The 26,377-nt window shown below is 72.9% G+C and carries 27 protein-coding genes; 19 read left to right on the top strand and 8 right to left on the bottom strand.

What is annotated here, in order from left to right; translation table 11 throughout:
- Nucleotides 1-123: 123 nt before the first annotated feature.
- From ACFZAT_RS11250 to ACFZAT_RS11225, 6 genes are all read left to right on the top strand, one after another.
- Nucleotides 124-525 carry a rodlin gene (locus tag ACFZAT_RS11250; protein WP_147969579.1) on the top strand — a complete coding sequence of 134 codons (402 nt, stop codon included), beginning with the start codon at nucleotides 124-126 and terminating at the stop codon, nucleotides 523-525.
- 269 nt (nucleotides 526-794) lie between these two features.
- The gene (locus ACFZAT_RS11245; protein ID WP_018523737.1) at nucleotides 795-1,028 is read left to right on the top strand and encodes a chaplin; all 234 of its coding nucleotides are present in this window, start codon (nucleotides 795-797) and stop codon (nucleotides 1,026-1,028) included.
- Nucleotides 1,029-1,284: 256 nt separating this feature from the next.
- Entirely contained in the window at nucleotides 1,285-1,575 is a 291-nt protein-coding gene (locus ACFZAT_RS11240) for a hypothetical protein (RefSeq protein ID WP_391263060.1), read from the top strand.
- A 103-nt stretch (nucleotides 1,576-1,678) separates the two neighbouring features.
- Nucleotides 1,679-2,089, top strand: a complete 411-nt coding sequence (locus tag ACFZAT_RS11235) for a rodlin (protein ID WP_018100605.1) — start codon at nucleotides 1,679-1,681, stop codon at nucleotides 2,087-2,089.
- Between the two features lie 114 nt (nucleotides 2,090-2,203).
- Complete coding sequence (locus tag ACFZAT_RS11230) at nucleotides 2,204-2,374, top strand: hypothetical protein (RefSeq protein ID WP_391263058.1); 171 nt, start codon at nucleotides 2,204-2,206, stop codon at nucleotides 2,372-2,374.
- Nucleotides 2,375-2,492: 118 nt separating this feature from the next.
- The gene (locus tag ACFZAT_RS11225; RefSeq protein WP_391263057.1) at nucleotides 2,493-2,903 is read left to right on the top strand and encodes a rodlin; all 411 of its coding nucleotides are present in this window, start codon (nucleotides 2,493-2,495) and stop codon (nucleotides 2,901-2,903) included.
- Between the two features lie 104 nt (nucleotides 2,904-3,007).
- Here the strand turns inward: ACFZAT_RS11225 and ACFZAT_RS11220 are convergent, their stop codons facing one another.
- The gene (locus ACFZAT_RS11220) at nucleotides 3,008-3,508 is read right to left on the bottom strand and encodes a DUF5949 family protein (protein WP_391263055.1); all 501 of its coding nucleotides are present in this window, start codon (nucleotides 3,506-3,508) and stop codon (nucleotides 3,008-3,010) included.
- A 315-nt stretch (nucleotides 3,509-3,823) separates the two neighbouring features.
- Here ACFZAT_RS11220 and rsgA point away from each other — a divergent pair, with 315 nt between their 5' ends.
- Together rsgA and ACFZAT_RS11210 are read left to right on the top strand one after the other, a co-directional pair.
- The gene (rsgA, locus tag ACFZAT_RS11215; RefSeq protein ID WP_391263053.1) at nucleotides 3,824-4,993 is read left to right on the top strand and encodes a ribosome small subunit-dependent GTPase A; all 1,170 of its coding nucleotides are present in this window, start codon (nucleotides 3,824-3,826) and stop codon (nucleotides 4,991-4,993) included.
- 67 nt (nucleotides 4,994-5,060) lie between these two features.
- Nucleotides 5,061-6,491, top strand: a complete 1,431-nt coding sequence (locus ACFZAT_RS11210) for an AlkA N-terminal domain-containing protein (protein ID WP_391263051.1) — start codon at nucleotides 5,061-5,063, stop codon at nucleotides 6,489-6,491.
- Here the strand turns inward: ACFZAT_RS11210 and ACFZAT_RS11205 are convergent.
- Nucleotides 6,416-6,898: a DUF456 family protein gene (locus tag ACFZAT_RS11205; RefSeq protein WP_391263049.1), complete on the bottom strand. Its 483-nt coding sequence runs from the start codon at nucleotides 6,896-6,898 to the stop codon at nucleotides 6,416-6,418. The genes ACFZAT_RS11210 and ACFZAT_RS11205 overlap by 76 nt on opposite strands.
- A 49-nt stretch (nucleotides 6,899-6,947) precedes the next feature.
- Nucleotides 6,948-7,925, bottom strand: coding sequence for a helix-turn-helix domain-containing protein (locus ACFZAT_RS11200; protein ID WP_391263047.1), 978 nt, complete (start codon nucleotides 7,923-7,925; stop codon nucleotides 6,948-6,950).
- A 267-nt stretch (nucleotides 7,926-8,192) separates the two neighbouring features.
- Here ACFZAT_RS11200 and ACFZAT_RS11195 point away from each other — a divergent pair, with 267 nt between their 5' ends.
- From ACFZAT_RS11195 to ACFZAT_RS11155, 9 genes are all read left to right on the top strand, one after another.
- On the top strand, nucleotides 8,193-9,707 hold the full coding sequence (locus ACFZAT_RS11195) for a protein phosphatase 2C domain-containing protein (RefSeq protein ID WP_391263046.1): 1,515 nt from the start codon (nucleotides 8,193-8,195) through the stop codon (nucleotides 9,705-9,707).
- 113 nt (nucleotides 9,708-9,820) lie between these two features.
- On the top strand, nucleotides 9,821-11,563 hold the full coding sequence (locus ACFZAT_RS11190; RefSeq protein WP_391263045.1) for a pyruvate dehydrogenase: 1,743 nt from the start codon (nucleotides 9,821-9,823) through the stop codon (nucleotides 11,561-11,563).
- A gap of 81 nt (nucleotides 11,564-11,644) precedes the next feature.
- Entirely contained in the window at nucleotides 11,645-12,811 is a 1,167-nt protein-coding gene (locus ACFZAT_RS11185; protein ID WP_391263043.1) for an FAD-dependent oxidoreductase, read from the top strand.
- Nucleotides 12,812-12,916: 105 nt separating this feature from the next.
- Nucleotides 12,917-13,246, top strand: coding sequence for a 2Fe-2S iron-sulfur cluster-binding protein (locus ACFZAT_RS11180; protein ID WP_391263041.1), 330 nt, complete (start codon nucleotides 12,917-12,919; stop codon nucleotides 13,244-13,246).
- Nucleotides 13,227-14,675: an FAD-dependent oxidoreductase gene (locus ACFZAT_RS11175; protein ID WP_391263040.1), complete on the top strand. Its 1,449-nt coding sequence runs from the start codon at nucleotides 13,227-13,229 to the stop codon at nucleotides 14,673-14,675. The genes ACFZAT_RS11180 and ACFZAT_RS11175 overlap by 20 nt, the downstream gene beginning before the upstream one ends.
- A gap of 79 nt (nucleotides 14,676-14,754) precedes the next feature.
- The gene (locus ACFZAT_RS11170) at nucleotides 14,755-15,663 is read left to right on the top strand and encodes a dihydrodipicolinate synthase family protein (RefSeq protein WP_391263038.1); all 909 of its coding nucleotides are present in this window, start codon (nucleotides 14,755-14,757) and stop codon (nucleotides 15,661-15,663) included.
- Between the two features lie 14 nt (nucleotides 15,664-15,677).
- Entirely contained in the window at nucleotides 15,678-16,679 is a 1,002-nt protein-coding gene (locus ACFZAT_RS11165; RefSeq protein ID WP_391263036.1) for a proline racemase family protein, read from the top strand.
- Nucleotides 16,680-16,748: 69 nt separating this feature from the next.
- Nucleotides 16,749-17,438: an FCD domain-containing protein gene (locus tag ACFZAT_RS11160; protein WP_391263034.1), complete on the top strand. Its 690-nt coding sequence runs from the start codon at nucleotides 16,749-16,751 to the stop codon at nucleotides 17,436-17,438.
- Between the two features lie 232 nt (nucleotides 17,439-17,670).
- Nucleotides 17,671-20,016, top strand: a complete 2,346-nt coding sequence (locus ACFZAT_RS11155; RefSeq protein WP_391263033.1) for a collagenase — start codon at nucleotides 17,671-17,673, stop codon at nucleotides 20,014-20,016.
- A gap of 12 nt (nucleotides 20,017-20,028) precedes the next feature.
- Here ACFZAT_RS11155 and ACFZAT_RS11150 read toward each other — a convergent pair whose 3' ends face one another.
- The 3 genes from ACFZAT_RS11150 to ACFZAT_RS11140 form a co-directional block, all read right to left on the bottom strand.
- Nucleotides 20,029-20,418, bottom strand: coding sequence for a barstar family protein (locus tag ACFZAT_RS11150; RefSeq protein ID WP_391263031.1), 390 nt, complete (start codon nucleotides 20,416-20,418; stop codon nucleotides 20,029-20,031).
- A 23-nt stretch (nucleotides 20,419-20,441) separates the two neighbouring features.
- The gene (locus tag ACFZAT_RS11145; RefSeq protein WP_391263029.1) at nucleotides 20,442-20,834 is read right to left on the bottom strand and encodes a ribonuclease domain-containing protein; all 393 of its coding nucleotides are present in this window, start codon (nucleotides 20,832-20,834) and stop codon (nucleotides 20,442-20,444) included.
- Between the two features lie 150 nt (nucleotides 20,835-20,984).
- A complete protein-coding gene (locus ACFZAT_RS11140) occupies nucleotides 20,985-21,575 on the bottom strand; it encodes a TetR family transcriptional regulator (RefSeq protein WP_391263027.1) in 591 nt (196 codons plus the stop codon).
- A 175-nt stretch (nucleotides 21,576-21,750) separates the two neighbouring features.
- Here ACFZAT_RS11140 and ACFZAT_RS11135 point away from each other — a divergent pair, with 175 nt between their 5' ends.
- Both ACFZAT_RS11135 and ACFZAT_RS11130 read left to right on the top strand, forming a co-directional pair.
- Nucleotides 21,751-23,649 (top strand): protein kinase, encoded by a 1,899-nt coding sequence (locus ACFZAT_RS11135; RefSeq protein WP_391263025.1) that lies wholly within the window; start codon nucleotides 21,751-21,753, stop codon nucleotides 23,647-23,649.
- Between the two features lie 156 nt (nucleotides 23,650-23,805).
- Nucleotides 23,806-24,171, top strand: a complete 366-nt coding sequence (locus tag ACFZAT_RS11130; RefSeq protein WP_391263562.1) for an ATP-binding protein — start codon at nucleotides 23,806-23,808, stop codon at nucleotides 24,169-24,171.
- Nucleotides 24,172-24,220: 49 nt separating this feature from the next.
- On the opposite strand, the gene ACFZAT_RS11125 is transcribed toward ACFZAT_RS11130, so the two are convergent.
- Nucleotides 24,221-25,303 carry a DUF2637 domain-containing protein gene (locus tag ACFZAT_RS11125; RefSeq protein ID WP_391263023.1) on the bottom strand — a complete coding sequence of 361 codons (1,083 nt, stop codon included), beginning with the start codon at nucleotides 25,301-25,303 and terminating at the stop codon, nucleotides 24,221-24,223.
- Between the two features lie 206 nt (nucleotides 25,304-25,509).
- Nucleotides 25,510-26,358 (bottom strand): (2Fe-2S)-binding protein, encoded by an 849-nt coding sequence (locus ACFZAT_RS11120; RefSeq protein WP_391263021.1) that lies wholly within the window; start codon nucleotides 26,356-26,358, stop codon nucleotides 25,510-25,512.
- Between the last annotated feature and the right edge of the window lie 19 nt (nucleotides 26,359-26,377).

The raw sequence follows: 26,377 nt of genomic DNA, 5'->3' as shown, positions 1-26,377 counted from the left end.
ATCACTTTCGTACGGACGTCCGTGTCTTCCAGGCATTCGGGTGAATGGCGATAACCAAACGTCGGCCCGGCAGTTGATCAGGGCGCTCCGGCTACGGGGTATCCAGTACGAGAAGGGTTCATCGTGATCAAGAAGGTCCTGGCTACGGGTGCCGTCGCCGCCTCCATCCTCGGGCTCGGCGCCACGCAGGCGATGGCCATCGGCAACGACGGCGGGACGACCTCGGTCAACGGCAACGGTGCCTCGCAGTCCTTCGGCAACGCCGTGACCAAGGGTGACGGCAGCCCCCAGTTCGACCTGGTCCAGGGCTCGCTGAACAAGCCCTGCGTCGGCCTGCCGCTCAAGGCGAACGTCGGTTCGCTCATCGGCCTCGTCCCGATCGCGGTCCAGGACGTCAACGTCCTGTCCAACCCGCAGAACCAGCAGTGCACCGAGAACTCCACCCAGGCCAAGGGCGACGAGCCGCTGTCGCACATCCTGGACGGCATCCCGGTCCTCTCGGGCAACGGCGCCGGCAACAGCTGATCCGGCCCCGCCCCGGGCCCGGGCCATCGGCGTTCCTCCTCCGAGCGGCCCGGGCCCGCTGCCGCCTCGCGCGCGCAGGGCGGGAACACGGTCGGCTGACCGAAACTGCATCATTCGGGCGGTATTCGAGCAATCTGCTCGCTGAGCAGTGTCGCATATCGTCCGAAATCGTTACGAATGAGAGTGGCGGAGTTACGAGCGATCAGGTCCGCGCTCGTGCGGCACGAAAGCCGTGACCGCTCCGGACTCCGCACAAGAAAGGGTTTCAAGTGAAGTACACCAAGATCGCCGCTGTCGCCGCCGGTACGCTCATGGCCGTGGGTGCCGCCGCCCCCGCCTTCGCCGACTCCGGCGCCGAGGGTGCGGCCGTGGCCTCCCCGGGTGTCATCTCCGGCAACACCATCCAGGTGCCGGTGCACATCCCGGTCAACGTCTGCGGCAACACCATCGACGTCATCGGCCTGCTGAACCCGGCCTTCGGCAACGCCTGCGTCAACGACTGATTCACCCCGCCGAACTCTCTCGGCTCGAAAAGCCCCGGCCCGTGCACACGGCGGCCCGGGGCTTTTCCCGTGCCCCGGAAGCCGTCCGTGCCGAAACCTTTCCGTGCCCGCGCTCCGAGAAATCCCGCGCCGTCCAGTTTCCCCGCCGTATCCGGTTCGTTAGCCAGGGAAAGGGCGGCCGGTGAAACGGGCGAAGAAGGCCCGTGCGGCGCGGGGACGCGACCGGAACGGCCGCCGCTGAGAAGGGAACCCGAAAGTGAAGTACGCGAAGTCCGCCGCGCTCGTCGCCGGTTCCGTGGTCGCACTCGGCACGGCTGCTCCCGCCTTCGCCGTCACCACGACCACGGCCCCCAACTTCAGCCTGGACGGCGGCGTCAACCAGGTGACCGCGGCCGCTCCGCAGGTGGTCGATCCGGTGCTCGACACCGTCAGCGGCGCCGCCGAACGCCTGCACGAGGACGGCACCGTCGCGAAGGTCGCCGGCCAGGCCACCGGCGCGGCCGAGGGCGCGGCCCCGCTCCTCGGCGGCCTGCCCCTCTCGAACTGACCCGCACCTTTCGGGTGATGTGCCGGAACCATTCCCGCCCGGCCGAGTTGATCAGTGCGCTCGGCACCGGCGGGCAACCAGAGAAAACCAGAAGGGCAGTTTCATGATCAAGAAGATGATGGCCTCGGCGGCCGTCGCCGCATCGATCGTCGGCGTCTCCGCCGCGGTCGCCCCGTCGGCCATGGCCATCGGCAACGACCAGGGCACGACCACCGTCAACGGCAACGGTGCCATGCAGGCCTACGGCAACTCCGCCACCCACGGCGACTGGAGCCCGCAGTTCGCGCTCATCCAGGGCTCGCTCAACAAGCCCTGCATCGCCCTGCCGGCCAAGGCCAACGTGGGCTCGCTGCTCGGCGTCGTGCCGATCTCGGTCCAGGACATCAACGTCCTGTCCTCGCCGCAGAACCAGCAGTGCACCGAGAACTCCACCCAGGCCAAGGGCGACGAGGCCCTGTCGCACATCCTGGACGACATCCCGATCCTCTCGGGCAACGGTGCCGGCAACAACTGACCGGCACTGACGGCGCACCACACGCGGCCCGGCGGTCGCCCGAAAGGGCGGCTCGCTGGGCCGCTTGCCGTAGTAAGGGCGGCCGTTCCCCGCCGCAGCGGGTAGGGCCTCCGCATGGACCAGCACCACAGCCGGCACCCCGACAGCGCGACCCCGATCTACGACCGGCTCCTCGCCGAGTGGCGGGCCGCCCACGCCGAACCCGCCCCGGACCCCGCCCCCGCCCACCTGGGCGGACTCGTGCCCCCGGCGCGCACCTCGGCCGAGACGGGCGGCCGGGGCTGACGCGAGACCGTCGAACTCATGCGGGATCGAACCCATTTGGGTGGATCAGCGGAACCGAAGCGTCCGCACGGGGTTGATCAGTACGTTCCAGACGGAACGCTCCGAAAGGTGAAGCGTGATGAAGAAGATGATGGCCGGCGCGGCAGTGGCCGTGTCCCTGGTCGGCCTGTCGGCCGCCGCGGCCCCCTCGGCCATGGCGATCGGCAACGACGGGGGCACCACGACCCTCAACGGCAACGGCGCCGCCAGCTCGTACGGCAACGCCGAGACCCAGGGCGACGGCAGCCCGCAGGCCCAGCTCATCCAGGGTTCGCTCAACGACCTGTGCCTGGGCGTCCCGGTCAAGGCCAACGTCGGTTCGCTGGTGGGCCTGCTGGTGCCGGTCGCGGTCCAGGACGTCAACGTCCTGTCCAACCCGCAGAACCAGCAGTGCGCCGACAACTCCACCCAGGCCAAGGGCGACGAGCCCCTGTCGCACCTGGTGGACGACATCCCGGTCCTCTCCGGGAACGGCGTCGCCAACGACTGATCGCGTGCCGCGCCCGCGTCGTCCGTCCTGTGCGGCGCGAGCGCGTACGGCATGACGGAGGCCCACCACCCTCGACGGGTGGTGGGCCTCTTCCGTGGACCGGATCAGCCGAGGCTGCGGACCGGGAGCACGCAGTGCGCCGAGGTCGCGATGGTGTCCGGATCACCCGCGAAGGCCCGCAGCTCCGCCTCGCCGACGGGGAGCCCGGGCGCGCCCTGCGGCCAGGGGCGGGTGGCGAACATCGCGTGCACCTCGCCCTGTTCGCGCGCCGCCGCCAGCCACTCGGGCGGCACCGGGTACTGCGCCTTGAAGTGCGGCAGGGTCAGGACGGCCTGTCCGGCCTGGACGAGGAGCTTCACGGGAAGCCCCGGCGTCTCGTCGGCCCGCACCGGCTCACCGCCGACGGTGAGCCCGCAGCGCTGCAACGCGAGCCGCATGGCGTGCTCGCCGGCCGCCGGTCCGTCCGATCCGTCGCCCAGCGAGTAGGCGAGCAGAAAGGCGGCGTCGCGCCCGCTCTGCCGGTACTCGCCGCTCCAGCCGATCAGGATGAGGGTGCCCAACTGGGCTTGGGTGAAGGTGCCGTTGGCTGTCTGGGGGGAGGTCATGTGCGGCACCCTAACCGTCCGCGACCGGTCGAACTCCATGCGTATCACCCGATCGGGGGATGACTGTCTCAACCCGGTCCGCGCGAATAATCCGTTGAGCCCCCGGACCGGTGGGGGCTATGGTGTGCGACGAGACGGACGGCGGACCTGCCGCCCGTACGGACCTGGACGAATGCGGAGGTGAGGACATTGACGACGGTCGTTGCGGTGGGCGCTGCCCACGAGTCGAAGTTCCTCTTTGTCACCTCCGTGGCCACCGGCTGACCCCTTCGCGTCCTCACGCGCACCGCCGGGCCACCCTGTGAAGGGTTTCCCTTGTCTCTCCCGTCCTTCTCCGCTCTCCCCTCCTCCCTCTCCACCGTTTCGCACCCGCTCGCCGCGTACGGCTGGGACGACGACTGGGCCGCGGAGTTCGCCCCGTACGCCGCCCAGGGACTGGTGCCCGGACGTGTCGTCCGCGTGGACCGCGGGCGCTGCGACATCGTCACGCCCGAGGGCACGATCTGGGCGGACACCGCCTTCGTCGTGCCGCGCGACCCGATGCGGATCATCTGCACCGGCGACTGGGCGGCCGTCGACGCCGACGGCGACCCGCGGTTCGTCCGTACGCTGCTGCCGCGGCGCACCGCCTTCGTACGTTCCACCTCGTCCAAGCGCTCCGAGGGCCAGGTGCTCGCCACCAACGTCGACCACATCGTCATCTGCGTCTCGCTGGCCGTGGAGCTCGACCTGGGCCGCGTCGAGCGGTTCCTGGCCCTCGCCATGTCCAGCTCCGCCGGTGACGCGCTGCTCGGCGACGCCGCCGGGGCGGGCGAGCGCACCGCCGAACCGGTCGTCGTCCTCACCAAGGCCGACCTGGTGCCGGACGCGGTCACCCTCTCCCACCTCGTCCAGGACATCGAACACATCGCGCCCGGTGTGCAGGTGCTCCCGGTCAGCTCCGCCACCGGCGAGGGCATCGACGTGTTCTCCGCGATCGTCTCCGGCGGTACGAGCGTGCTGCTCGGGGTGTCCGGAGCCGGCAAGTCGACCCTCGCCAACACGCTGCTCGGCCAGGACGTGATGGAGGTCCAGGCCGCCCGCGACGTGGACGGCAAGGGCCGGCACACCACGACCACCCGCAACCTCCTCGTGCTGCCCGCCGGCGGGGTCCTCATCGACACCCCCGGACTGCGCGGCGTCGGCCTCTGGGACGCCGGGGTCGGTGTCGGGCAGGTCTTCTCCGAGATCGAGGAGCTGGCCGAGGACTGCCGGTTCCACGACTGCGCCCACGAGGCGGAGCCCGGCTGCGCCGTGCGGGAGGCGATCGAGGACGGCACGCTGCCCGAGCGCCGCTTCGACAGCTACCGCAAGCTCCAGCGCGAGAACCAGCGCATCGTCGCCAAGACCGACGCCCGCGTCCGGGCCGAGATCCGGCGCGACTGGAAGCGGAAGGGGGCCGAGGGCCGGGCGGCGATGGACGCCAAGCGCGGTCGCATCCGGTAGCCGGGTCCCCTGGTCGACGTCCGAAAACCGCGAGTGACAGCGCCCGGCGGGGCGCACACTGGACGGTGTGTGGGACGAAGAGACCAGGTACGAGGCGGTGAGCAGCCGCGACGCCCGTTTCGACGGCGAGTTCTTCTTCGCCGTCGAGACGACCGGCATCTACTGCCGGCCGAGCTGCCCCGCCGTCACCCCCAAGCGGAAGAACGTCCGCTTCTATCCCACGGCGGCGGCCGCCCAGACCCACGGCTTCCGGGCGTGCCGCCGCTGCCGCCCGGACGCCGTCCCCGGCTCCGCCGAGTGGAACGTCCGGGCCGATGTCGTCGGACGCGCCATGCGGATGATCGGCGACGGCGTGGTGGACCGCGAAGGCGTCCCCGGGCTCGCCCACCGGCTCGGCTACAGCTCCCGCCAGGTGCAGCGCCAGCTCAACGCGGAACTGGGCGCCGGACCCGTCGCCCTGGCCCGCGCCCAGCGCGCCCACACCGCCCGGATCCTGCTCCAGACCACGGCCCTGCCGGTCACCGAGATCGCCTTCGCGGCCGGGTTCGGCAGCCTGCGCCAGTTCAACGACACCGTCCGGCAGATCTACGCCCGCACCCCGAGCGCCCTGCGCGCCGAAGCCGGTACGGGGCTGGGCATCGCGGTCCGCCAGGCCGGCACCACCGGCATCCCGCTCCGGCTCGCGCACCGGGGGCCGTACGCCGCCGGCGACGTCTTCGACCTGCTCGCCGCCGGAACGGTCGCGCGCGTCGAGGAGATCACGGGGGAGCCCGGCCGCCGCACCTACCGGCGCACGCTGCGCCTCCCGTACGGCACCGCCGTCACCTCCGTGGACGAACGGTCCGCCGGGAACTGGCTGGACGCCCGCATCCACCTCACCGACCTGCGTGACCTGACCACGGCCGTCCAGCGGCTGCGCCGCCTCCTCGACCTGGACGCCGACCCGTACGCGGTGGACGAGCTGCTCGCCGCCGATCCGGCGCTCGCCCCAGACGTCGCGGCCCGGCCGGGCGTGCGCTCGCCGGGGGCGGCCGACGCCGAGGAGTTCGCCGTACGGACGCTGGTGGGCGACACGGCGGCGGGGGAGCTCGTCGAGACGTACGGCAAGGCGCTGGACGTGCCGTGCGGCGCGCTCACCCACGTCTTCCCCGAGCCGGCCGTGCTCGCCGAGGCGGCCGGTGACCCGGCCCTGCGGGCCCTGGCGACCGCGCTCGCCGACGGCACCGTACGCCTGGACGCGGGCGCCGACCGCGACGAGGCCGAGCGGGCGCTGCGCCGGGTGCCCGGCATCGGCCCCGCCGGGGCCGCGCTGATCAGGATGCGCGGCCTGGGCGACCCGGACGTCGACCCGTACCGCACCCCGGGCGCGATCCGCTGGCGCCCCTGGCGCTCGTACGGCGTACGGCGGGCGCGGCGCGCGGCTCAGGCCCAGATCAGCGCCCCCAGCCAGGCGCCCGTCACCAGCAGGCACGCGAAGAGCTCCACGAGCACCGAGTAGCCGGTCGCCCGCATCACCGAACGGACCGAGGCCCACCCCGCGCCCCGGCTGCCGAGGCGCAGCCGCTCCGCCCCGAAGATCACCCCGACGTATCCCACGACCGCCCCGACGACGGGCAGCACGAAGAACCCGGCGATCGCGCCGAGCCCGCCCAGCAGCAGCGTCCGGCGCGGGGCCCCCGACTCACGGGGCCGGCGCGGCGGCAGCAGCGGTTTCAGCGCCTGGTTGAGCAGGAGCAGCGCCGTGGCCCCGATCAGTACGGCCCACGCGGCCGGGGTCGTGTCGGTGAACGCCCACCACAGGACGGCGGCCCAGACGATCGCCTGTCCCGGCACGCCCGGCACCAGCACACCGATCAGGCCGAGCAGCATCACCAGTCCGACGGCGACGAGCTGCCACACACTCATCTGACCAGCGTGCCGGAGTCCACCCGGTCCCGCCCGTTCTGACCAGGGCCTAGCGGGCCACCCAGCCCCGTTCGTACGCGTGCCAGCCGAGCTGGAGCCGGGTGGAGACGCCGGTCAGTTCCATCAGGCCCTTGACCCGGCGCTGCACGGTCCGCAGGCCCAGGTCAAGCTGCTTGGCGACGCTCGCGTCGGTCAGACCGGCCAGCAGCAGCGACAGGATCTCCAGATCCGTCGGGTCCGGGCCGCCGGGCTCCTCCAGGACCGCGCCGCTCTCCCCGAGCCGCAACGGCATGGCCTCGCGCCAGACCGCTTCGAAGAGCCCGGCCAGCGATTCCAGCAGCCCCGACGCGTGCACGACCAGCGCGGCCGGCTCCGCGCCCCGGCCGGTCAGCGGCACCATGGCCAGCGCTCGGTCGGCGATCACCAGCTTCGTCGGGACCCGGGGCACCACCCGGCACTGCTCGTCGCGGCTGAGTGCCGCGGACAGTTCCGTGATCCCGGACTCCAGGCCCAGCACCTCGCGCTCCACCACCACCCGGAACGCGACGCCGCGGGTGGCCGCCTCCTCCTCCGACTCGTTCTCCAGGCCGCTGACCGCGATCGGCTTCCCGGTGACCAGCGCGCACACCTCGCTCGTCGCGCCCAGCTGGAGCTGGTGGAAGCGGTGGGCGACCGCGCTCGCCCCGGTGACCACCTCGACCAGGTCGTGGACGGCCGGTTCGACGGCGTCGGCGCGGTACTCCTCGGCGAGCAGCGCCGCCGCCAGCTCGGCCTGCTCCAGCTGATGGCGCTGCTGGGTGAGCAGGGCCCCCAGGGCGACCCCGGGCGGGGCCGCGACCCAGCGGCCCGTGCGGGCGGAGGACTGGGCGGCCAGACCGTGCTGTTCCAGCCGGCGCAGCGCCCGTTCGGTGTCCCGCTCGGGGAGCGCCAGCCGGTGCGAGAGGTCGGACACCTCGGCGGCCCCCAACGCGACCAGTGCCCGGTAGGCCGATTCCTGCCGCTCGTCGAGACCTATGGCTGCCAGCATCCCCGACCCCTCCCCGGACCAGTGCGTACGCGTACGGCGCACCCCGCCTGGCGAAAAGGCGCCACGGCGTGATTTCGCCACGGCACATCATCGCCGTACCGTGCGCCACTCTGCCAATGTGACGCCACAGCGGGACCGGCGGCCTGTCCGGCACCCGCTTCCCGGAGCGGTCTGCCGGGCGTCCTTCCCGTGGGGGGTGGGGGCGCCCGGCCGGCCCATTTTCCGGATGCCCGTTTTCGTACGGCCCCCGCGGTCGACAATAAGGACATGAGTCAGCAGGGGGAGAGGCCCGCGGCCCACGAGGACGACTGGTGGCGCAGGCTGTACGACGAATCCGCCCCGGACACGGGGGCGAACGGCACGGCCGACAGTCTCGACGACCGCTTCGACTCGGCGTCGGACACGGTGGCGTCCGCGAGGGGCGCGGCCTCCGGGACGCCGGGGGAGATACCCGGGCCCAGGGAGGAGCCTCGGCCGGTGGGCCCGGCGGCGGTCACCCGGCCGGCGGACACCGGGCCGGCGGGCACCGGGCCCGGCATCCCTTCGGGCGTGGTCGCGCGGCCGCCGGAGGGGTCGGCTGCCCGCGCGCCGTGGGAGCCGACGACCGGGCCCGCGCTCCCGCGCACCTTTCCGGGACCACCGGCCCCCGAGCCGCCTGCCTCGGAGGACCCTCGTGTTCCCGCCGGGCGCGAAGTTCCCCCGCTGCCCGGACGCCCCGTCGGCGAGCGGGCCGAGGCGGACGGGCCCGCCCCGGAAGAGGCCCCGGCGGAGCCCGCCGTCGCGCCCCCGCCGCGGGTCGCCCACGTCGGGACCCGGCCGCCCACCTACGACGCCGAGCCGACGGCGCTGCCTGCCACCGACCCGTACGCACTCGACCGCGTCGTCCCGGACACGGTGCTCGACGGTGCCACGTACGGGACGTACACGCTGCGCGCCGCGTCCGTACGCGGTGACTCGGCCCGGTTCCGGGGCGAGCCGCGCCGGGACGCGCTGCTGACAGCGCGGTTCGGGGGCGGCGAGGGCGCGCTGGTGCTGGTGGCCGTCGCGGGCGCGTCCCGGGGAGCGGAGGGGGCGCACACGGCGGCCGCGGACGCCTGTCACTGGATCGGCGAGGCGGTTGGGCGCAGCCACGCCCGGCTCTCCGACGACATAAGGGCGGGCCGCCGCGCCGATCTGAAATCCGGGCTCCACCGGCTCACCGACCGCGCCTTCGGCAAGCTGCGCGCCCGCGCCGCCGAACTGGGCCTGGAACCGGACGCGTACACCGCGAGCCTGCGCTGCCTGCTGCTGTCCGCCGACCCGGACTGCCGCACCCGGGTCTTCTTCGGCATCGGCGCGGGCGGCCTCTTCCGGCTGCGCGACGGCGACTGGCACGACCTGGAACCGGTGCTGCCACCGCCCGCCGCGCTGAGCGGGGAGCCCGTCGTGGGCTTCGGCTCCTCCGCCCCGGAGAGCCCGCCCGAGAGCGGGCCCGACGGCGACCGGCTGACCATGGACCTGGACATCGTCACCGGCCCCGCCCCGTACGTCGAGGACCCGCTCCCGCCGCCTGCGGAACCGTTCCGCTTCCGCGCCTCCGTCGCCCGGCCGGGGGACACCCTGCTGCTGTGCGGGGCGGGCCTCGCCGAACCGCTGCGCGGCGAACCGGAGCTCGCCGCCGAGCTGGCCACGCGCTGGTCGCCGGTGGAGGCACCGGGGCTCGGGGCGTTCCTCGCGGACACCCAGATCCGCGTGAAGGGGTACGCCGACGACCGGACGGCGGTCGGCGTCTGGGAGGCGTAACCGCGCACGCCATGGGTTGATGGATTCCGGACACCGTCCGGGCCGGGGTTTGAGGCCCCGCGTCCCGGACAGCCGGACGTGCACGGAGCACAGGCAGAGGGAGTGCGTCACCCATGGCCAAGCAGAACGTGTCGGAGCAGTTCGTCGACATCCTCGCCCGCGCGGGCGTCAAACGCCTCTACGGGGTCGTCGGAGACAGCCTCAACCCGGTGGTCGACGCCGTGCGGCGGCACAAGGACCTCGAATGGGTCCAGGTCAGGCACGAGGAGACGGCGGCGTTCGCGGCCGGCGCCGAGGCACAGATCACCGGTGACCTGGCGGCCTGCGCCGGGTCGTGCGGGCCCGGCAACCTGCACCTCATCAACGGCCTGTACGACGCCCACCGCTCCATGGCCCCGGTGCTCGCGCTGGCCTCGCACATCCCGTCCAGCGAGATCGGCCTCAACTACTTCCAGGCGACCCACCCCGAGCTGCTCTTCCAGGAGTGCAGCCACTACAACGAGATGATCTCCAACCCGCAGCAGATGCCCCGGCTGCTCCAGACCGCCATCCAGCACGCGGTCGGCCAGGGCGGGGTCAGCGTCGTGACCATGCCGGGCGACGTCGCCGGGCAGCCCGCGCCGGAACGGTCCGCCGAACACGCGCTGGTCACCTCGCGGCCCACCGTGCGGCCCGGCGACGCGGAGATCGAGAAGCTGTGCCGGATGGTCGACGAGGCCAAGCGGGTCACGCTGTTCTGCGGCAGCGGCACGGCGGGCGCGCACGCCGAGGTCATGGAGTTCGCCGAGCGGATCAAGTCCCCGGTGGGGCACGCCCTGCGCGGCAAGGAGTGGATCCAGTACGACAACCCGTACGACGTCGGCATGAGCGGGCTGCTCGGCTACGGCGCCGCCTACGAGGCCACCCACGAGTGCGATCTGCTGATCCTGCTCGGAACCGACTTCCCGTACAACGCCTTCCTGCCGGACGACGTGAAGATCGTCCAGGTCGATGTGCGGCCGGAACACCTCGGCCGGCGCACCAAGCTGGACCTGGCCGTCTGGGGCGACGTCCGCGAGACGCTGCGCTGTCTGACGCCCCGGGTGAAGGCGAAGACCGACCGCAAGTTCCTCGACCGGATGCTCAAGAAGCACGCCGACGCGCTGGAGGGCGTGGTCAAGGCGTACACCCGCAAGGTCGAGAAGCACGTCCCGATCCATCCCGAGTACGTGGCCTCGGTGCTGGACGAACTCGCCGACGACGACGCCGTGTTCACCGTGGACACCGGCATGTGCAACGTCTGGGCGGCCCGCTATCTGACGCCCAACGGCAAGCGCCGGGTGATCGGTTCGTTCAGCCACGGCTCGATGGCCAACGCGCTTCCGCAGGCCATCGGCGCCCAGTTCACCGACCGGAACCGGCAGGTCGTCTCGATGTCGGGCGACGGCGGATTCACCATGCTCATGGGCGACTTCCTGACCCTCGTCCAGTACAACCTGCCCGTCAAGGTCGTCCTCTTCAACAACTCCTCGCTGGGCATGGTCGAGCTGGAGATGCTGGTCGGCGGACTGCCGTCGTTCGGGACGACCAACAAGAACCCGGACTTCGCGGCCGTGGCGCGCGCGGCGGGGGCGTACGGCGTCCGGGTCGAGAAGCCCAAGGAGCTGACGGGCGCGCTCAAGGACGCCTTCAAGCACAAGGGCCCGGCACTGGTCGATGTCGTCACCGACCCCAACGCGCTCTCCATTCCGCCGAAGATCAGCGCGGACATGGTGACCGGCTTCGCCCTGTCCGCGAGCAAGATCGTGCTCGACGGCGGAGTCGGCCGGATGCTCCAGATGGCCCGCTCCAACCTCCGCAACATGCCCCGGCCCTGACCGTAAAGACCTGACGTCACGTCAGGAGCGCGCGCGGGGCGCGCTCTTGGCACCCTCAGAGCCATGTGACATATTACTGGCGTGTTCACGAGACAGCCTCTGGATGTTGTCGTCGTCGGAGCCGGTGTCGTCGGCGCCGCCTGCGCGTACTACGCCACCCGGTCCGGTCTCTCGGTCGCGGTGGTGGACGGCGGACCGGTCGGCGGCGGCACCACCGGGGCGGGGGAGGGGAACCTCCTGGTCTCCGACAAGCCGCCCGGACCCGAACTCGCCCTCGCCCGGCTCTCCGCCGCCCTCTGGAGCGAGCTGTCCGAGGCGCTGCCCTCCGCGATCGAGTACGAGCGGAAGGGCGGCCTCGTCGTCGCGGCGGACGAGCGGTCCCTCGCGACCCTGACCGCGACCGCCGCCGGACAGTCCGAGGCAGGGGTACGCACCACCACCGTCGCCCCGCACGAACTGTCCGAGCTGGAACCGCACCTGGCTCCCGGGCTCGCGGGCGGCGTCCTCTACCCGGAGGACGCCCAGGTCCAGCCCGCCCTGGCCGCCGCCCACCTGATCCGCGCCGCCCGCGACGCCGGGGCGGCCCTGCACACCGGCACCCGGGTCACCGCCCTGCTCACCGGCCCCACGGGCGCGGTGCGCGGCGTCCGGACCGGGGCCGGTGAGCTGCTCGCCCCGGCCGTGGTCAACGCGACGGGTGTCCGGGGCGGGGAGTTCGCCGCGCTCGCCGGGGTGGAGCTGCCCGTCCTGCCCCGGCGCGGGTTCGTCCTGGTGACCGAGGCGCTGCCCCGGCTGATCCGGCACAAGGTGTACGCCGCCGAGTACGTGGCCGACGTGTCCAGCGCGTCGGCCGCCCTCCAGACGTCACCGGTCGTGGAGGGCACCCCCGCGGGGCCCGTCCTCATCGGCGCCAGCCGCGAACGGGTCGGCTTCGACCGCACCCTGTCCGTGCCGGTGATCAGCAGGCTGGCCGAGGCGGCGGCCGCGCTGTTCCCGGTCCTCGCGACCGCCCGGGTGATCCGCGCCTACCACGGCTTCCGCCCGTACCTGCCCGACCACCTCCCGGCCATCGGCCCCGACCGCCGGGTCCCCGGGCTCTTCCACGCCTGCGGCCACGAGGGCGCGGGCATCGGTCTCGCCCCGGCGACGGCGGCCCTGGTCACGGCGGCGATCAGGGGCGAGCAACCGCCCCTGGACGCGGAGCCGTTCCGGCCGGACCGCTTCGAGGCGGACACCGGGGGCGGGTGAGCCGCCGCCCGCTCCCCACGGGCCGCCACCCCCTGAGCCCCTGCCCCTTCCCCGGCCCCGCCCCGCCCCTCCCCGTACCGCCCCCTCCACGAGACAGGAGCCCCGGTGAGACGCGCACGCCGACGCGACCCCGACCGCACCCCGGCCGGTGCCGAGCCCGGGCCCGGATTCGAGATCACCTTCGACGGGCGTCCGGTCCCCGCCCTGCCCGGACAGAGCATCGCGGCCGCACTGTGGTCCGCCTCCGTCCTCAGCTGGCGGACCACCCGGGTCAACGGTCGCCCGAGGGGCGCCTTCTGCGGGATCGGCTCCTGCTTCGAGTGCCTGGCCACCGTCAACGGGCACCCCAACCTGCGGGCCTGCCTGCTGCCCGCCCGCCCCGGCGACGCCGTCACCACCCAGGAGGGCAACGGACATGCCGCGCCCCGCCCCTGACCGCGCCGAGCTCGCCGTGGTCGGCGCGGGACCGGCCGGGCTCGCCGCCGCCGTCACCGCCGCCGACGCCGGGCTCGACGTGCTGCTGCTCGACGCGGCCGAGGCCCCCGGCGGCCAGTACTACCGCGCCCCCGCCCCCGCCCCCGCCCCCGGCCTCGGCGCCACACGTCCGGAGGCCCCGCACCACGGCTGGGGCACCTTCACCGCGCTCACCGCTCGCCTCGACCGGCACCGCACCACCGGGCGGGTGCGTCACCTCACCGGCCACCAGGTCTGGGCGGTGACGCGGACCGGCGAGGACTGGACCCTGCACGCGGTCACCGGCCCCGACGGCGGTGAGGGGGCCGCCCCGCGCGCCCGCCGCCTCGTCCTCGCGACCGGCGCCGTCGAGCGCCAACTGCCCTTCCCCGGCTGGACCCTGCCCGGCGTGGTCGGCGCGGCCGGGGCGCAGGCCATGCTCAAGTCGGGGCTCGTGCTGCCCGGCAGGCGGGTCGTCGTCGCCGGGAGCGGTCCGCTGCTCCAGGCCGTCGCGCTCTCCCTGGCCGGGGCCGGGGCCCGGGTGCCCGCCCTGGTGGAGGCCGCCGGCTACGGCGCGTACGCCCGCGCACCCCTGACCCTGGCCGCGAACCCCGACCGGCTCGCGGAGGGCGCCCGCCACCGGGCGGGCCTCGCCCGGCACGGGGTGCGGATGCTCACGCACCGGGCCGTCACCGCCGTCCACGGCGCCGAGCGGGTGGAAGCGGTCACGGTCAGCCGCCTCGACCGCGACTGGCGTCCCGTGCCGGGGAGCGGGCGGCGCATCGACTGCGACGCGCTCGCCGTCGGCCACGGCCTCGTCCCGCAACTCGACCTCGCCCTCGGCCTGGGCTGCGCCACCCGCGCGGACACGGACGGCTCGGCGGTCCTGGAGGTCGACGCGCAGTTGCGTACGACCGTGCCCGGAGTCTGGGCCGCCGGTGAGACCGGAGGCATCGGCGGCGTGCGACTGGCCCTGGCAGAAGGGGAGCTCGCCGCCCTCTCGGTGATCGCCGAGACGCGGGGCGGCCGCGTCCCGGCCCGCGCGGGCGCGCTGCGCCGTCGTCGGCGCCGGATGCGCGGGTTCGCCGGGCTGATGGGGGCCGTGCACCGGCCCGGACCGGGGTGGACCGCGTGGCTCGCCCCGGACACCGAGGTCTGCCGGTGCGAGGAGGTCACCGCAGGCACGCTCCGGACGGCCGTCGCCGAGCTGGGCGCGGGCGACGCGCGCACCGCCAAGCTGCTCACCCGGGCCGGCATGGGCTGGTGCCAGGGCCGCACCTGCGGCTTCGCCGTCCGCGCCCTGGCCGGCCCTGCGTCCGCCGACGCCACCCCGGACCGGCGCCCGCTCGCCTGCCCGGTCCCGCTCTCCACGCTCGCCCGCGCGGCCGAGGCGGAGGAGGAGGAGGGGTGAACGCGCCGCCCGCGCCCGCCCGGACCCCCCCCCGCACCACCGCTCCACCCACCCGTACACCCGCCCCGAAGGAGCCCCTATGACCGCCGAGCCCACCCGCACCCACGCCCCCTGGCGGGGTGTCATGGTCGCCACCCCGCTCACCCTGCGTGAGGACCGGTCCGTCGACTTCGACGCGTACGCGGCGCACGTCCGCGACCTCATCGACGCGGGGTGCGACGGGGTGGTGCCCAACGGATCGCTGGGGGAGTACCAGACCCTGAGCGACCGGGAGCGCCGGGAGATCGTGAGGGTAGCCGTCGAGGCGGCCGGGGACGGGGCCAGGGTGATGCCGGGGGTCTCCTCGTACGACAGCACGCAGTCGCGGCGCCGCGCCGAGGAGGCCGCCGAGGCCGGGGCCGGCTCGGTGCTGCTGCTGCCGCCCAACGGCTACCGGTGCGAGGACGCGGCCGTGCGCGCGCACTACGCCGAGGTCGCGGCGGCCGGGCTGCCCGTCGTCGCGTACAACAACCCGTACGACACCAAGGTGGATCTGACGCCCCGGCTGCTCGGGCAGCTCCACACGGAGGGATCGGTCGTCGCGGTCAAGGAGTTCAGTGGCGATGTCCGCAGGGCGTACGAGATCGCGGAGGAGGCGCCCGGCCTCGATCTGCTCGTGGGGGCCGACGACGTGCTGCTCGAACTCGCCCTGGCCGGGGCCGTGGGCTGGATCGCCGGCTGCCCCAACATGCTGCCGCGCGGATGTGCCGAGCTGTACCGGGCAGCCGTCTCCGGGGACCTGGGACGGGCCCTGCCGCTCTACCGGAGGCTGCATCCGCTGCTGCGGTGGGACTCCAGGCCGGAGTTCGTCCAGGCCATCAAGGCGTCCATGGACATCGTCGGCCGGCACGGCGGGCCCACCCGGCCGCCCCGCCTGCCGCTGGACGCCGACGCGCTGGCCGCCGTACGGGCCGCGACGGAGAAGGCCCTCGCCGAGGGCCTGGACTGAGAGGGGGAGGGACGATGCGCAGCCGCCACGTCTTCCACGCCGTCGACTCGCACACCGAGGGCATGCCGACCCGCGTGATCACCGGCGGGATCGGCACGCTCCCCGGCGCCAGCATGGCCGAGCGCCGCGCGTATTTCATGGCGCACCGGGACGCGGTGCGCACCCTGCTGATGTACGAGCCGCGCGGCCACTCCGCGATGAGCGGCGCCGTCCTCCAGCCGCCGACCCGGCCCGACGCCGATTTCGGGGTGCTCTTCATGGAGGTCTCCGGCTGCCTGCCGATGTGCGGGCACGGCACGATCGGGGTGGCGACCGTCCTGGTGGAGACCGGCATGGTCACGGTCACCGAACCGGTCACCACCGTACGGCTGGACACCCCCGCCGGCCTCGTCACCGTGGACGTACGCGTGGAGGGCGGGGCCGCCTCCTCGGTCACCCTCACCAACGTGCCGGCCTTCAGCGCCGGGCTCGGCCTCAGCGCGAAGGTACCCGGGTTCGGTGAGGTGGCGTACGACCTGGCCTACGGCGGCAACTTCTACGCGATGGTGCGGCTGGAGGACCTGGGCCTGCCGTTCGACCGGGCGCGGAAGAGCGAACTCCTCGCGGCAGGGCTGGCGTTGATGGAGACCGTCAACGCCACGGACCGGCCGGTCCATCCGGTGGACCCGGACATCCACGGCCTCAAGCACGTCCAGCTGATCGCGCCCGGCTCCGACGCGGCGCACTCGCGCCATGCGATGGCCATCCACCCCGGCTGGTTCGACCGCTCGCCCTGCGGCACGGGCACCTCCGCGCGCATGGCCCAGCTGCACGCCCGGGGCGAACTCCCGCTCGACCGGGACTTCGTCAACGAGTCCTTCATCGGCACCCGGTTCACCGGCCGGCTGGTCGGCGAGACCACGGTGGGCGCGGTGCCCGCCGTCGTGCCGACGGTCACGGGGAGGGCCTGGATCACCGGGACCGCGCAGTACTTCCTGGACCCGGACGACCCCTTCCCGGAGGGCTTCCTGCTGTGAAGCCGCGCCGGGTTCGGGTGCAACGTCACCTTGTATTCTGGCCCTCCGCACGGTGCTGGAGGAACAGACATGGCCCGCCTGACGTCGCTCAACGCCATCTCGGCGCAGGAGCACCTGCGCGACCAGGTGGCACACGCGCTGCGCGCGGCCCTCGTCTCCGGCGAACTGCGGCCCGGCACGGTCTACTCGGCGCCCGCCCTGGCCGCCCAGTTCGGCGTCTCCGCCACCCCCGTACGTGAGGCGATGCTCGACCTGGTCCGCGAGGGCCAGGTCGAGGCCGTCCGCAACAAGGGCTTCCGGATCACCGAGCTGACCGACCAGGACCTGGACGACTACACCGAGCTGCGCGCGATGATCGAGGTCCCCACGGTCGGCCGGATCGCCCGCATGGGGCTGACGCACGAGCTGGAAGCGCTGCGGCCCGTCGCCGAGGAGATCGTCGAGGCCGCCCGGCGGCACGACATCCTGGGCTACCTGGAGGCGGACCGGCGCTTCCACCTCGCCCTGCTGGCGCTGGCCGGCAACCGGCGGCTGGTCGAGGAGGTCGGCGAACTCCGCAGGCGCTCCCGGCTCTTCGGGCTGAACCGGCTCTCCGAGTCCGGGCAGCTGGCCGCCTCGGCCGAGGAGCACATCGAGCTGCTCGACCTGGTGGTCGCCGGGGACGCCGAGGGCGCCGAGTCCTGCATGCTCGGCCACATGTCGCACGTCCGCTCGCTGTGGGCGGACGGCCGCCGGGGTGAACCGGCGAACCAGGCGTAACGCCTCAAGCCGCCTTGCAGGCAAGGGCGTTGGGACGCCCACGAATGTCCTCACGGCCGCTTCCTAAAGACATGTGACATGTGCCATTGTACTGACGGTCGCGCTTGAGGTCGTGTCCATGTCACTTTGCTGACCGTCCCGGTCGCCCGCCGTCTCCGTCCGGCCTCACCCGCGCGCCATCCCCCACGGCCGTGCGTCGGTGCGCGGTCCTCACACCGCTGGGAGGCGGCACGTGAAGAAACGAACGGTCCGACAGAGAGTCACCGGGCTCACCACCTCGGCCCTGGCGGCCTGCCTGGGCATCGGCATGCTCGCCGCACCGGCCCCGGCCGCCGAGCCCCGGCCCTCCGCCCCGGCCACCGCTCACCGGGCGGCCGTACAGACGCCACCCGAGCCCGGCGGCCCCGTCGCGCAGGCCGCCACCGCGCCCGCCCAGGACCCGGCCCACCTGGGCGAGACGGCCGTCAGCCCCGCCGACCGGGCCCCGCTCAGCGCCTCCAAGGACGCGTTGCGGCGCGACTACGACGACCCGCGCGCCAGCGAGCCGAGCCACCCCGCCCCCTCCATGAAGACGCAGTCCTTCGCCCGGGCCGCCGCCTGCTCCGTGAGCGACTTCACCGGCCGCACCGGCAGCGCCCTCGTCCAGCAGATCAAGGCGTCCACCACCGACTGCGTCAACACCCTCTTCTCCGTCAAGGGCAACGACGGCTACCTCGCCTTCCGCGAGACCCAGATGGTCACCGTGGCCAACGCCCTGCGCGACGGCTCGGCCGCCTACCCCGGCGACAGCTCCACCGGCATGCCCCAACTGGTGCTGTATCTGCGCGCCGGGTACTACGTGCAGTACTACGACCCCGGTACCGTCGGCTCGTACGGCACCGCCCTGCGCACCGCCATCCAGGGCGGGCTGGACGCCTTCTTCGCCTCGGCGCACTCCCGCGACGTCACCGACGCCAACGGCGAGACCCTGGCCGAGGCCGTCATCCTCATCGACAGCGCCGAGCAGAACGCCCGCTACCTGTCGGTCGTCAAGCGGCTGCTGGCCGGCTACGACTCCACGTACAACGGCTCCTGGTACATGCTCAACGCCGTCAACAACGTCTTCACCGTGGCCTTCCGGGGCCACCAGCTGCCCGCGTTCGTCAGCGCCGTCGAGGCCGACCCGAGCCTGCTCGACGCGCTCGCCGGATTCGCCCGCGACCACCTGGACCTGCTGGGCACCGACCAGTCCTATCTGACCTCCAACGCGGGCCGCGAGCTGGCCCGCTTCCTCCAGGAGGACACGCTCGGGCCCACGGCGAAGCCACTGGTCATCGACCTCCTGGGCCGCTCCTCGCCGACCGGGCGGACCGCGCCGCTCTGGGTCGGCCTGGCCGAGATGGCCGACTCCTACGACAGCGCGCACTGCTCCGCGTACGGCACCTGCGACCTGGCCGCCCGCCTCAGGAGCGCCGTCCTGCCGACCTCGTACACCTGCAGCGACAGCATCCGCATCCTCGCCCAGCAGATGTCCCCGGGCGACCTGACCGAGGCGTGCACCAGCCTGCGCGGCCAGGACGCCTACTTCCACCAGGTCGCCAGGGACGGCGGACCCGTAGCGGGCGACCGCAACACCACCATCGAGGTCGTCGTCTTCGACTCCAGCACCGACTACCAGACCTACGCGGGCGCCATCTACGGCATCGACACCAACAACGGAGGGATGTACCTGGAGGGCGACCCCTCGGCGGCGGGCAACCAGCCGAGGTTCATCGCCTACGAGGCCGAGTGGGTCCGGCCCGACTTCCAGATCTGGAACCTCAACCACGAGTACACCCACTACCTCGACGGCCGGTTCGACATGGCGGGCGACTTCGACGCCGGAGTCACCACCCCGACCGTGTGGTGGATCGAGGGCTTCGCGGAGTACGTCTCCTACTCGTACCGCGACGTCACCTACGACGACGCCCTCACCCAGGCCGCCGCGCACACCTACACCCTGCGCACCCTCTTCGACACCACCTACGAGAACGCCGACCAGACCCGCATCTACAACTGGGGTTACCTGGCCGTCCGTTACATGCTCCAGTCGCACCGGGCCGACGTGGACAGACTCCTCGGCCTCTACCGCGCCGGTGACTGGAACGACGCCCGCACCCTGCTCACCTCCACCATCGGCAGCCGTTACGACACCGACTGGGCCGCCTGGCTCACGGCCTGCGCGGCGGGCAGCTGCGGCACCACCACCAACCCGCCGACCGAGCCCACCACCCAGTGCACCGGCACCGACACCCGCGAACTCGGCCAGAACTGCGCGCGCCCCGGACAGCACGCCGGCCGAGGCGACTACGCCTACCTGTACCTCTACATACCCACCGGCACCGAGCGACTGACCATCACCACCGGCGGCGGCACCGGCGACGCCGACCTCTACTACAGCACCAACGGCTGGGCGACGACCGGCTCGTACACCGCCAGGGCCACCGGCAGCGGCAACGCGCACACCCTCACCGTCGACCACCCCGCCGCCGGGGCGCACTACATCAGCCTGTACGGCGTGCAGGACTTCGGGCAGGTGAGCGTCGCGACGCGCTACTGACCGGGCACGCCCTCAGAGCAGCCGCAGCGCGTCCGGCCCCGCCCGGTCCCGGATGATCTCCACCAGCCGGTCGAACAGGGTCGGACCGCGCCCCGCAGCCGCCTGCGCGTACTCCTCGCGCAGGCGGCTCCGGTTGCTCTCATGGGCGCGGGCGGCCAGCCGGTCCAGATAGCGGGCCGTCTCCGGATGCCCCAACGCTTCCGCGGACAACAGGTGATCGCGCCACTCGAAGACGAAGTCGCCGTCGTCCGGCGCGCCCATGCCACCGCTGAGACAGTCCGCGAAGGCGTCGAGATTGCGGCCGAAGTAGCCACCCGGCCCGTTCACCGCCTCACCGACCACGGTCCAGAAGCTGTCCAGGCCGGTGACGCGGGAACCCTCGATCACATAGGTCACGGTCATGGGAACGACCCTACGGGCACGGGTCAGCAGCCGTGGTCCACCAGGTCGAACGTCTCGTAGTGGTCGGCGGTGTAGTAGTCCTCCTGGCTCTCCTCACCCGTGACGATGCGCCGCGCGCCGCGTGTGGAGGAGCCCGGGGTGATGACGGTGTACTCGTGGTAGTAGCCGGTGTCCTGCGCGGGCAGCACGCCCTCGCGGTTCTGGAAGACGGTGCCGTCCTGGTCGTACGGGAACGGGCCGCCGGAGTCGATGAGGTCCAGGGTGTCGTGGGCCTGGGACGGCAGGTCCGAGTAACAGACACTGCCGACCGAGGCGGCTGTCGCCGAAGCGGTCGCCGTGACCGGGCCGCCGACGAGGAGAGCGGACAGGAGGGCGGCAGCGCCGCCGAGCGTGGTGATCCGTGGGGGGATTCGCATGCTCCATGATGACGCGCGTAGACAGTGCCTCGTCAACGCCAACTCGGGTGAATTCTTCTGGAGTTAACCGTGGAGAGGGAACACATCCCGTATCAGCGGGCGTCGGAGTGCCACGGCCGTGCGGTGCTCGAACGCAAGTCCGCCACCGGCTCACGGGCTGACGGAGCGCCAGATGTGATGGGGCACCGTCCGGATGGCCTCCTCGATGTCGATGTCGCCCACCGCGAGCCAGCGCCGCGCGATGCTCGTCACCGGCCCCAGGATCAGCGACTCCAGGACCGGCAGCGGCAGAGCGACCAGCTCGCCCGACTCCTGGTGGGCGTGGAGCCAGGCGGCGAGCGGGGCGAGCCGGGCCTCCTGGGCGCCCCGCAGTTGCCGCGCGTTGGTGATGGCCTCGCGGTCCGCGGTCACCGAGTGCATCAGCCGGGCCGCGTCCGGGTGCTTTTGGATGAAGCGGAGGTACGCCTCCGTCAGCGCCCGCACCCCGCCGCGCGCGTCCGTGACGTGCCGCATCGCCTCGACCACCTCGTCGAGGAGGCGGCCCAGCCAGGACTGCGCGAGAGCGAGGACCACGCCCTGAAGGCTGCCGAAGTGGTGGTAGATGCTGCCCGCGCTCACGCCGCTGGCCGAGGTGATCGCGTTCAGTGTGAGACCGGCCTCGCCCTGGGCCGCATACAGTTCCAGGGCGCAGTCGAGCACCTGGGCGGCCGTGGCCTCCCCGCGCTGTTGCTTCGGACTCATCGACGCGGCCCCCGCTTCCGGAATCTCTGGCTCCTCATGATGCCCCCGGGGGACAGCGTAGAAGAATATTCCGGAATTGTTTCCAGAAGTTGTTCCAATCGGTGCCCACTCTGCTTCACACTGAACGTTTGTCGCGCCAAGTCGCGGCCGTACACGGGGATTTCAGGAGACGGGCGTGAACAACGACGAGCACGCGGACAACGAGGACTACCTCGACGGAGGCATCAAACCGCTGACACCGACGGACCCGGCGCGCGTCGGGCCCTATCTGCTGCTGGGCCGGCTCGGCGCGGGCGGCATGGGCCGGGTCTACCTCGCCCGCTCCGACGGCGGCCGTACCGTCGCGGTCAAGGTGGTCCACGCGGAGCACGTCGCGGACCCGCAGTTCAGGGCCCGCTTCCGGCGCGAGGTCGAGGCGGCGCGGCGCGTCGGCGAGCGCTGGACCGCGCCCGTCCTGGACGCGGCCCCGGACGCCGAATTCCCCTGGGTGGCCACGGGTTACGTGCCCGGGCTCTCCCTGGAACAGGTCGTGCGGGGCCATGGCGCTCTGCCCGCCGCCTCGGTGCAGGCTCTCGCCGCCGGGCTGCTGCACGCGCTGAAGGACATCCACGCGGCGGGCATCGTCCACCGCGACCTCAAGCCGTCCAACGTGATGCTCACGATGGAGGGGCCGAAGGTCATCGACTTCGGGATCGCCCGCGCCGTCGGGACCACCGTCGAGTCCCTGCTCACCAGCACCGGCATGATGATCGGCTCGCCCGGCTTCATGGCCCCGGAGCAGGTGCGCGGGGAGAGCGCGGTCCCGAAGAGCGACGTCTTCACCCTCGGCTGTGTCCTGACGTACGCGGCGACCGGGACGCTCCCCTTCGGGCACGGGGCGAGCAACCAGCACGCGATCATGTACCGGATCGCGGAGGCCGAACCCGAGCTCGGGCGGGTCCGGAACGCGGATCTGAAGGCGCTGATCACCCGGCTCCTGGCCAAGCCGATCGACGAGCGCCCCTCCGTGGACGAGCTGCTGGCCGAGCCGGGGCGCGAGGCGGGCCCGGTCGCCGCCTCCTGGCTGCCCGCCGCCGTCGTGAGCCATCTGGCCCGGCAGTCGGCGCAGTTGCTCGACGCCGAGGCGGAACCGCTGCGGCAGGAGGGCGACCGTCCGACGATGGACCTCCGGTCGGCGCCGGAGGTGGCGGCGGCGGTGGAGGGTGCGAAGACGCCCGACAAGGAGAAGCCGAAGCGCCGCCGCCCCTGGCTGGTCGCCGTGCCGCTGGTGGTCGTCCTCGGCGGCGGGGGCGGCACGCTGGTCATGCTCCAGCCGTTCAGCCACGACGGCGGCGACGCGCACGCGGCACCCCCGGTCGCCACTTCGACCGGACCGACCGCCGCCCCGGAGCCCTCGGTGGCCGGCAGCGCGTCCCCGGCCGGCAGCAGGAGCCCGAAGCCGTCGCCCGGCAAGAAGAAGGCGGACACCGGCAGGGACGGGAAGGACGGCGAGGACGGGGAGCCGGGCAGGGACGGCCGGAACACGGCCGGTTCGGGCGGCGGCTCGGGCTCGACCGGGGGCGGTTCGTCCTCCACGGGCGGTGGCGGTTCGTCCTCCACCGGAGGCGGAGGCGGGGGCGGGGGCGGGGGCTCCACCACGACGAGCGGCGGCAGCTCCGGCGGCAGCAGCACGGGAGGCTCCTCCACGAGCACGTCCGGCGGCGGTGGCGGCTCGACCAGCACATCGGGCGGCTCCGCCGGCGGCTCGGGCGGAGGCGGCAGCACGGTCCCGGCGTCGTTCGCCGGCACCTGGAAGTACGGCGAGATGTACCCCGTGGGCCAGCCGGACACCATCACCATCTCCAAGGCGGGCGTGGTGCGCCTGAGCGGCTACATGTACAACCAGTGCATGTACGAGGGGAAGGTGACGTCCACCTCCAACGGCGGCAAGCGCCTCAATGTCGGCGCAGCCAAGCTCACCGGCCCCGCCGTCCCCTACTGCGTCAATGAACTCGCCGCGTCCTACTTCGACGTCAGCGGCAGCGGCATACGCCACAACGTCAGCGGCGCCGAGTACTACTACAAGCGGGGCTGAGCCCCACACGATTCCGCCCGGTCCGAAGGGCTCCGCAAGCGTGACAGCCGGTAGGCGGGGCATGCATTGCGTGAGCACCTTCGAGACAGGGGGCGAATGACCGTGTGGGCGGGGGAAACGATGGAGCGTCATGAAGAGGCCCGGATGCATCGCAGGGTGGACCGGGCCGATCTGGCGGCCGTGGGTGAGGTCCGGGGCGCGGTCCGGGAGTTACTGCGCTACCGCTGGAAGGAAGAGCCGGCGCAGGTCGCCGAGCTGCTGCTCAGTGAGCTGGTGACCAACGCCCTGGTGCACACGGACGACGGCGCGGTCGTCGCCGTGAGCGTCGCACCGCGCCGCCTGCGCGTGGAGGTAAGGGACTTCGTCCCCGGCATGGACCCCGAGCCGCACGTATCGTCCGCCGCCGACGATACGCACGGCCGGGGACTCGTCCTGGTGGAGAGCCTGGCCGACTCCTGGGGGATCAGCCCCCGCTCGTTGGGCAAGGTGGTCTGGTTCGAACTGGACGGCGAACGGCCCTGACAGTCCGGAAGGACTGTCAGGGCCGTTCGCCCGCAACCGCTGTCCCGCGTCAGCCGAACTGCTGCTCCAGGTCCTTGAGTTTCTGCTCCAGCGAATCGAGCCGGGGCAGGGCCTGGGTGTCGTCGTCGGTGAGCGGATCGGCCGGGGCCGATTCGCTCGCGCCCAGTTCAGGGACGCTCGCCGAGTTCGAGTGGTTCACGGCTTGCAGGGATGGCCGGGGTCGCAGGGGCAGCTGACCCGGCTCCGATATGGCGGGCTCCGCGACGGACTGCGCGGAGCCCGTCGCGGGGGACAGTGCGGCCACCTCGACCGGGGGGCCACTCCGTCCGAGCCGTCCCCAGGCCCGGTTCTGCCGGTTCAGGGCCTTGATGTGCGCCCGGTCCAGCTTCTCCTGGTCTCTTCTGCGGAGACGGTTCTGCTCTTTCTCCCTGCGGTCCTCGCGTACCTCGTCGACCGCCTCGTCCAGTGTGCGTACGCCTTCGAGGAGCATCAGCGACCAGGCGCCGAAGGTCTCCCGGGGCGCGCGCAGCCAGCGCACGATCCGGATCTGCGGCAACGGGCGGGGCACGAGGCCCTGCTCGCGCAGCGCGGCCCGGCGGGTCTGCTTCAGCGCGCGGTCGAACAGCACGGCGGCCGAGAGCGACATGCCCGCGAAGAAGTGCGGAGCACCCGCGTGGTTGATGCCGCGCGGCGCGTGCACCCAGTTGAACCAGGCGGCGGCACCGGCGAAGGTCCACACCAGGAGGCGCGAGCCGAGCGCCGCGTCCCCGTGGCTGGCCTCCCGTACGGCCAGGACCGAGCAGAACATCGCCGCCCCGTCCAGGCCGAAGGGCACCAGGTACTCCCAGCCGTCGGAAAGGCCGAGGTTCTGCTCGCCGAAGCCGACGAGCCCGTGGAAGGAGAGTGCGGCGGCGACCGCCGCACAGCAGAACAGCAGCACGTACGAAGCGGTGGCGTACAGCGCTTCCTTGCGTCTGCGCCGCTCCTCGCTGCGTTCCCAGCTGTCGTCGGCCGAGGCTGCTGTGTCAGAGGCGCGCCTTCCGCGCGCGACCACCGCCACCGCCGCCATGACCCCCACGAGCAGCACGGCGCCCGGAAGCAGCCAGTCAAGCGATATGTCGGTCAGTCTCATGCGCCGTCCCTTGCGTCACGTAGGGCGTTTCGGGCGCCATCGTGGCGGAAATCCCGTCACGGCCAGGCGGTTTCGGGGCAAGAGAACGCCAAAGGGGTGGGGGAGGCCGCCGATATGGACGTTCTGGTCGAACGCACTTCAGCGGATTGCGCATGATGTTCGAATACCTGCCACCCGTCCGGGCGGTGTGAATCCGGAGCGGTGGATCAGGGCGCGGGCGTCAGCCTGCGGACGCGTTCCTCGTCGCACGTACGCGGGCACGTGACGCAGGTGTCCTCGGGGCGCAGCGTGTAGAACAGGCAGCAGCTCGCCCGGTCCCGGGTCGGCAGCGACTCCCCGTTCGGGCCGGTCAGCTCGCGGAAGCCGGCGGTGCCGACGTACGGCTCGGTGGTGCCCGGCAGCAGCGCCTCCAGCTCCCTCATGGCGCGCCCCTCCTCGCCCAGCAGATGGGCGACGTACCAGAGGCCCTCGACGATCTCGTCCGTCGCCATCCCCCACAGGGCCCGCCTGCCGCGCCGCATCCGCGGCCGGAAGCCCTCCAGGACCGGACCCAGGTGTTCGGCCACCGCGTCCAGCACCTCGGCCCGCAGCGCCGCCTCGTCGGCCACCACCCGGGCGCCCGGCAGCCCGGCCGCCGGGTCGTCCGGCAGGCAGGCGAACTCCCGCACCCGCAGCATCAGATGGCCCAGTGCCCGCTGGAACGAGACGTCCTCGACCGGGACGCGGGGCACCCGGCGGTGCAGGAACCACGGCACCGTCACCAGCAGACAGGCCGGCCAGGCGTACCGGTGCAGTCCGAAGCTGGCGATCACATCGGGCCGGCCGTCCTGGCCGTAGTCCCGCCGCACCTGCTCGGCGTCGAAGGCGAGGAACGTGTCCAGGGCCTCGCCGCCGGCCGCCAGCTCGTGCGCACCCACCCAGCCGGGGCCGCCGGGGGCGCTCTCGCCCTCGGCGAGGATCTCGGCGCGCACCCCGGGGAAGACCTCGGTCAGGCGCGCGTAGGCGTCGGCCACGGGCGAGGCCGTCACTGCGGGGAGCAGGGCGGGCATGGTCATACGGGGACCACCGATTCAC

This window comes from Streptomyces sp. NPDC008163, from assembly GCF_042956885.1.
In the GTDB taxonomy this organism is placed as follows: domain Bacteria; phylum Actinomycetota; class Actinomycetes; order Streptomycetales; family Streptomycetaceae; genus Streptomyces; species Streptomyces drozdowiczii_A.
This window is presented reverse-complemented; position numbering and strand designations above follow the sequence as displayed.

Coding starts and splice junctions, on each gene's coding strand:
- ACFZAT_RS11235 (WP_018100605.1), top strand. CDS start 1,679: ATGATCAAGAAGATGATGGCCTCGGCGGCCGTCGCCGCATCGATCGTC.
- ACFZAT_RS11230 (WP_391263058.1), top strand. CDS start 2,204: ATGGACCAGCACCACAGCCGGCACCCCGACAGCGCGACCCCGATCTAC.
- ACFZAT_RS11225 (WP_391263057.1), top strand. CDS start 2,493: ATGAAGAAGATGATGGCCGGCGCGGCAGTGGCCGTGTCCCTGGTCGGC.
- ACFZAT_RS11220 (WP_391263055.1), bottom strand. CDS start 3,508: ATGACCTCCCCCCAGACAGCCAACGGCACCTTCACCCAAGCCCAGTTG.
- ACFZAT_RS11205 (WP_391263049.1), bottom strand. CDS start 6,898: ATGAGTGTGTGGCAGCTCGTCGCCGTCGGACTGGTGATGCTGCTCGGC.
- ACFZAT_RS11200 (WP_391263047.1), bottom strand. CDS start 7,925: ATGCTGGCAGCCATAGGTCTCGACGAGCGGCAGGAATCGGCCTACCGG.
- ACFZAT_RS11195 (WP_391263046.1), top strand. CDS start 8,193: ATGAGTCAGCAGGGGGAGAGGCCCGCGGCCCACGAGGACGACTGGTGG.
- ACFZAT_RS11190 (WP_391263045.1), top strand. CDS start 9,821: ATGGCCAAGCAGAACGTGTCGGAGCAGTTCGTCGACATCCTCGCCCGC.
- ACFZAT_RS11175 (WP_391263040.1), top strand. CDS start 13,227: ATGCCGCGCCCCGCCCCTGACCGCGCCGAGCTCGCCGTGGTCGGCGCG.
- ACFZAT_RS11170 (WP_391263038.1), top strand. CDS start 14,755: ATGACCGCCGAGCCCACCCGCACCCACGCCCCCTGGCGGGGTGTCATG.
- ACFZAT_RS11165 (WP_391263036.1), top strand. CDS start 15,678: ATGCGCAGCCGCCACGTCTTCCACGCCGTCGACTCGCACACCGAGGGC.
- ACFZAT_RS11160 (WP_391263034.1), top strand. CDS start 16,749: ATGGCCCGCCTGACGTCGCTCAACGCCATCTCGGCGCAGGAGCACCTG.
- ACFZAT_RS11150 (WP_391263031.1), bottom strand. CDS start 20,418: ATGACCGTGACCTATGTGATCGAGGGTTCCCGCGTCACCGGCCTGGAC.
- ACFZAT_RS11145 (WP_391263029.1), bottom strand. CDS start 20,834: ATGCGAATCCCCCCACGGATCACCACGCTCGGCGGCGCTGCCGCCCTC.
- ACFZAT_RS11140 (WP_391263027.1), bottom strand. CDS start 21,575: ATGAGTCCGAAGCAACAGCGCGGGGAGGCCACGGCCGCCCAGGTGCTC.
- ACFZAT_RS11125 (WP_391263023.1), bottom strand. CDS start 25,303: ATGAGACTGACCGACATATCGCTTGACTGGCTGCTTCCGGGCGCCGTG.
- ACFZAT_RS11120 (WP_391263021.1), bottom strand. CDS start 26,358: ATGACCATGCCCGCCCTGCTCCCCGCAGTGACGGCCTCGCCCGTGGCC.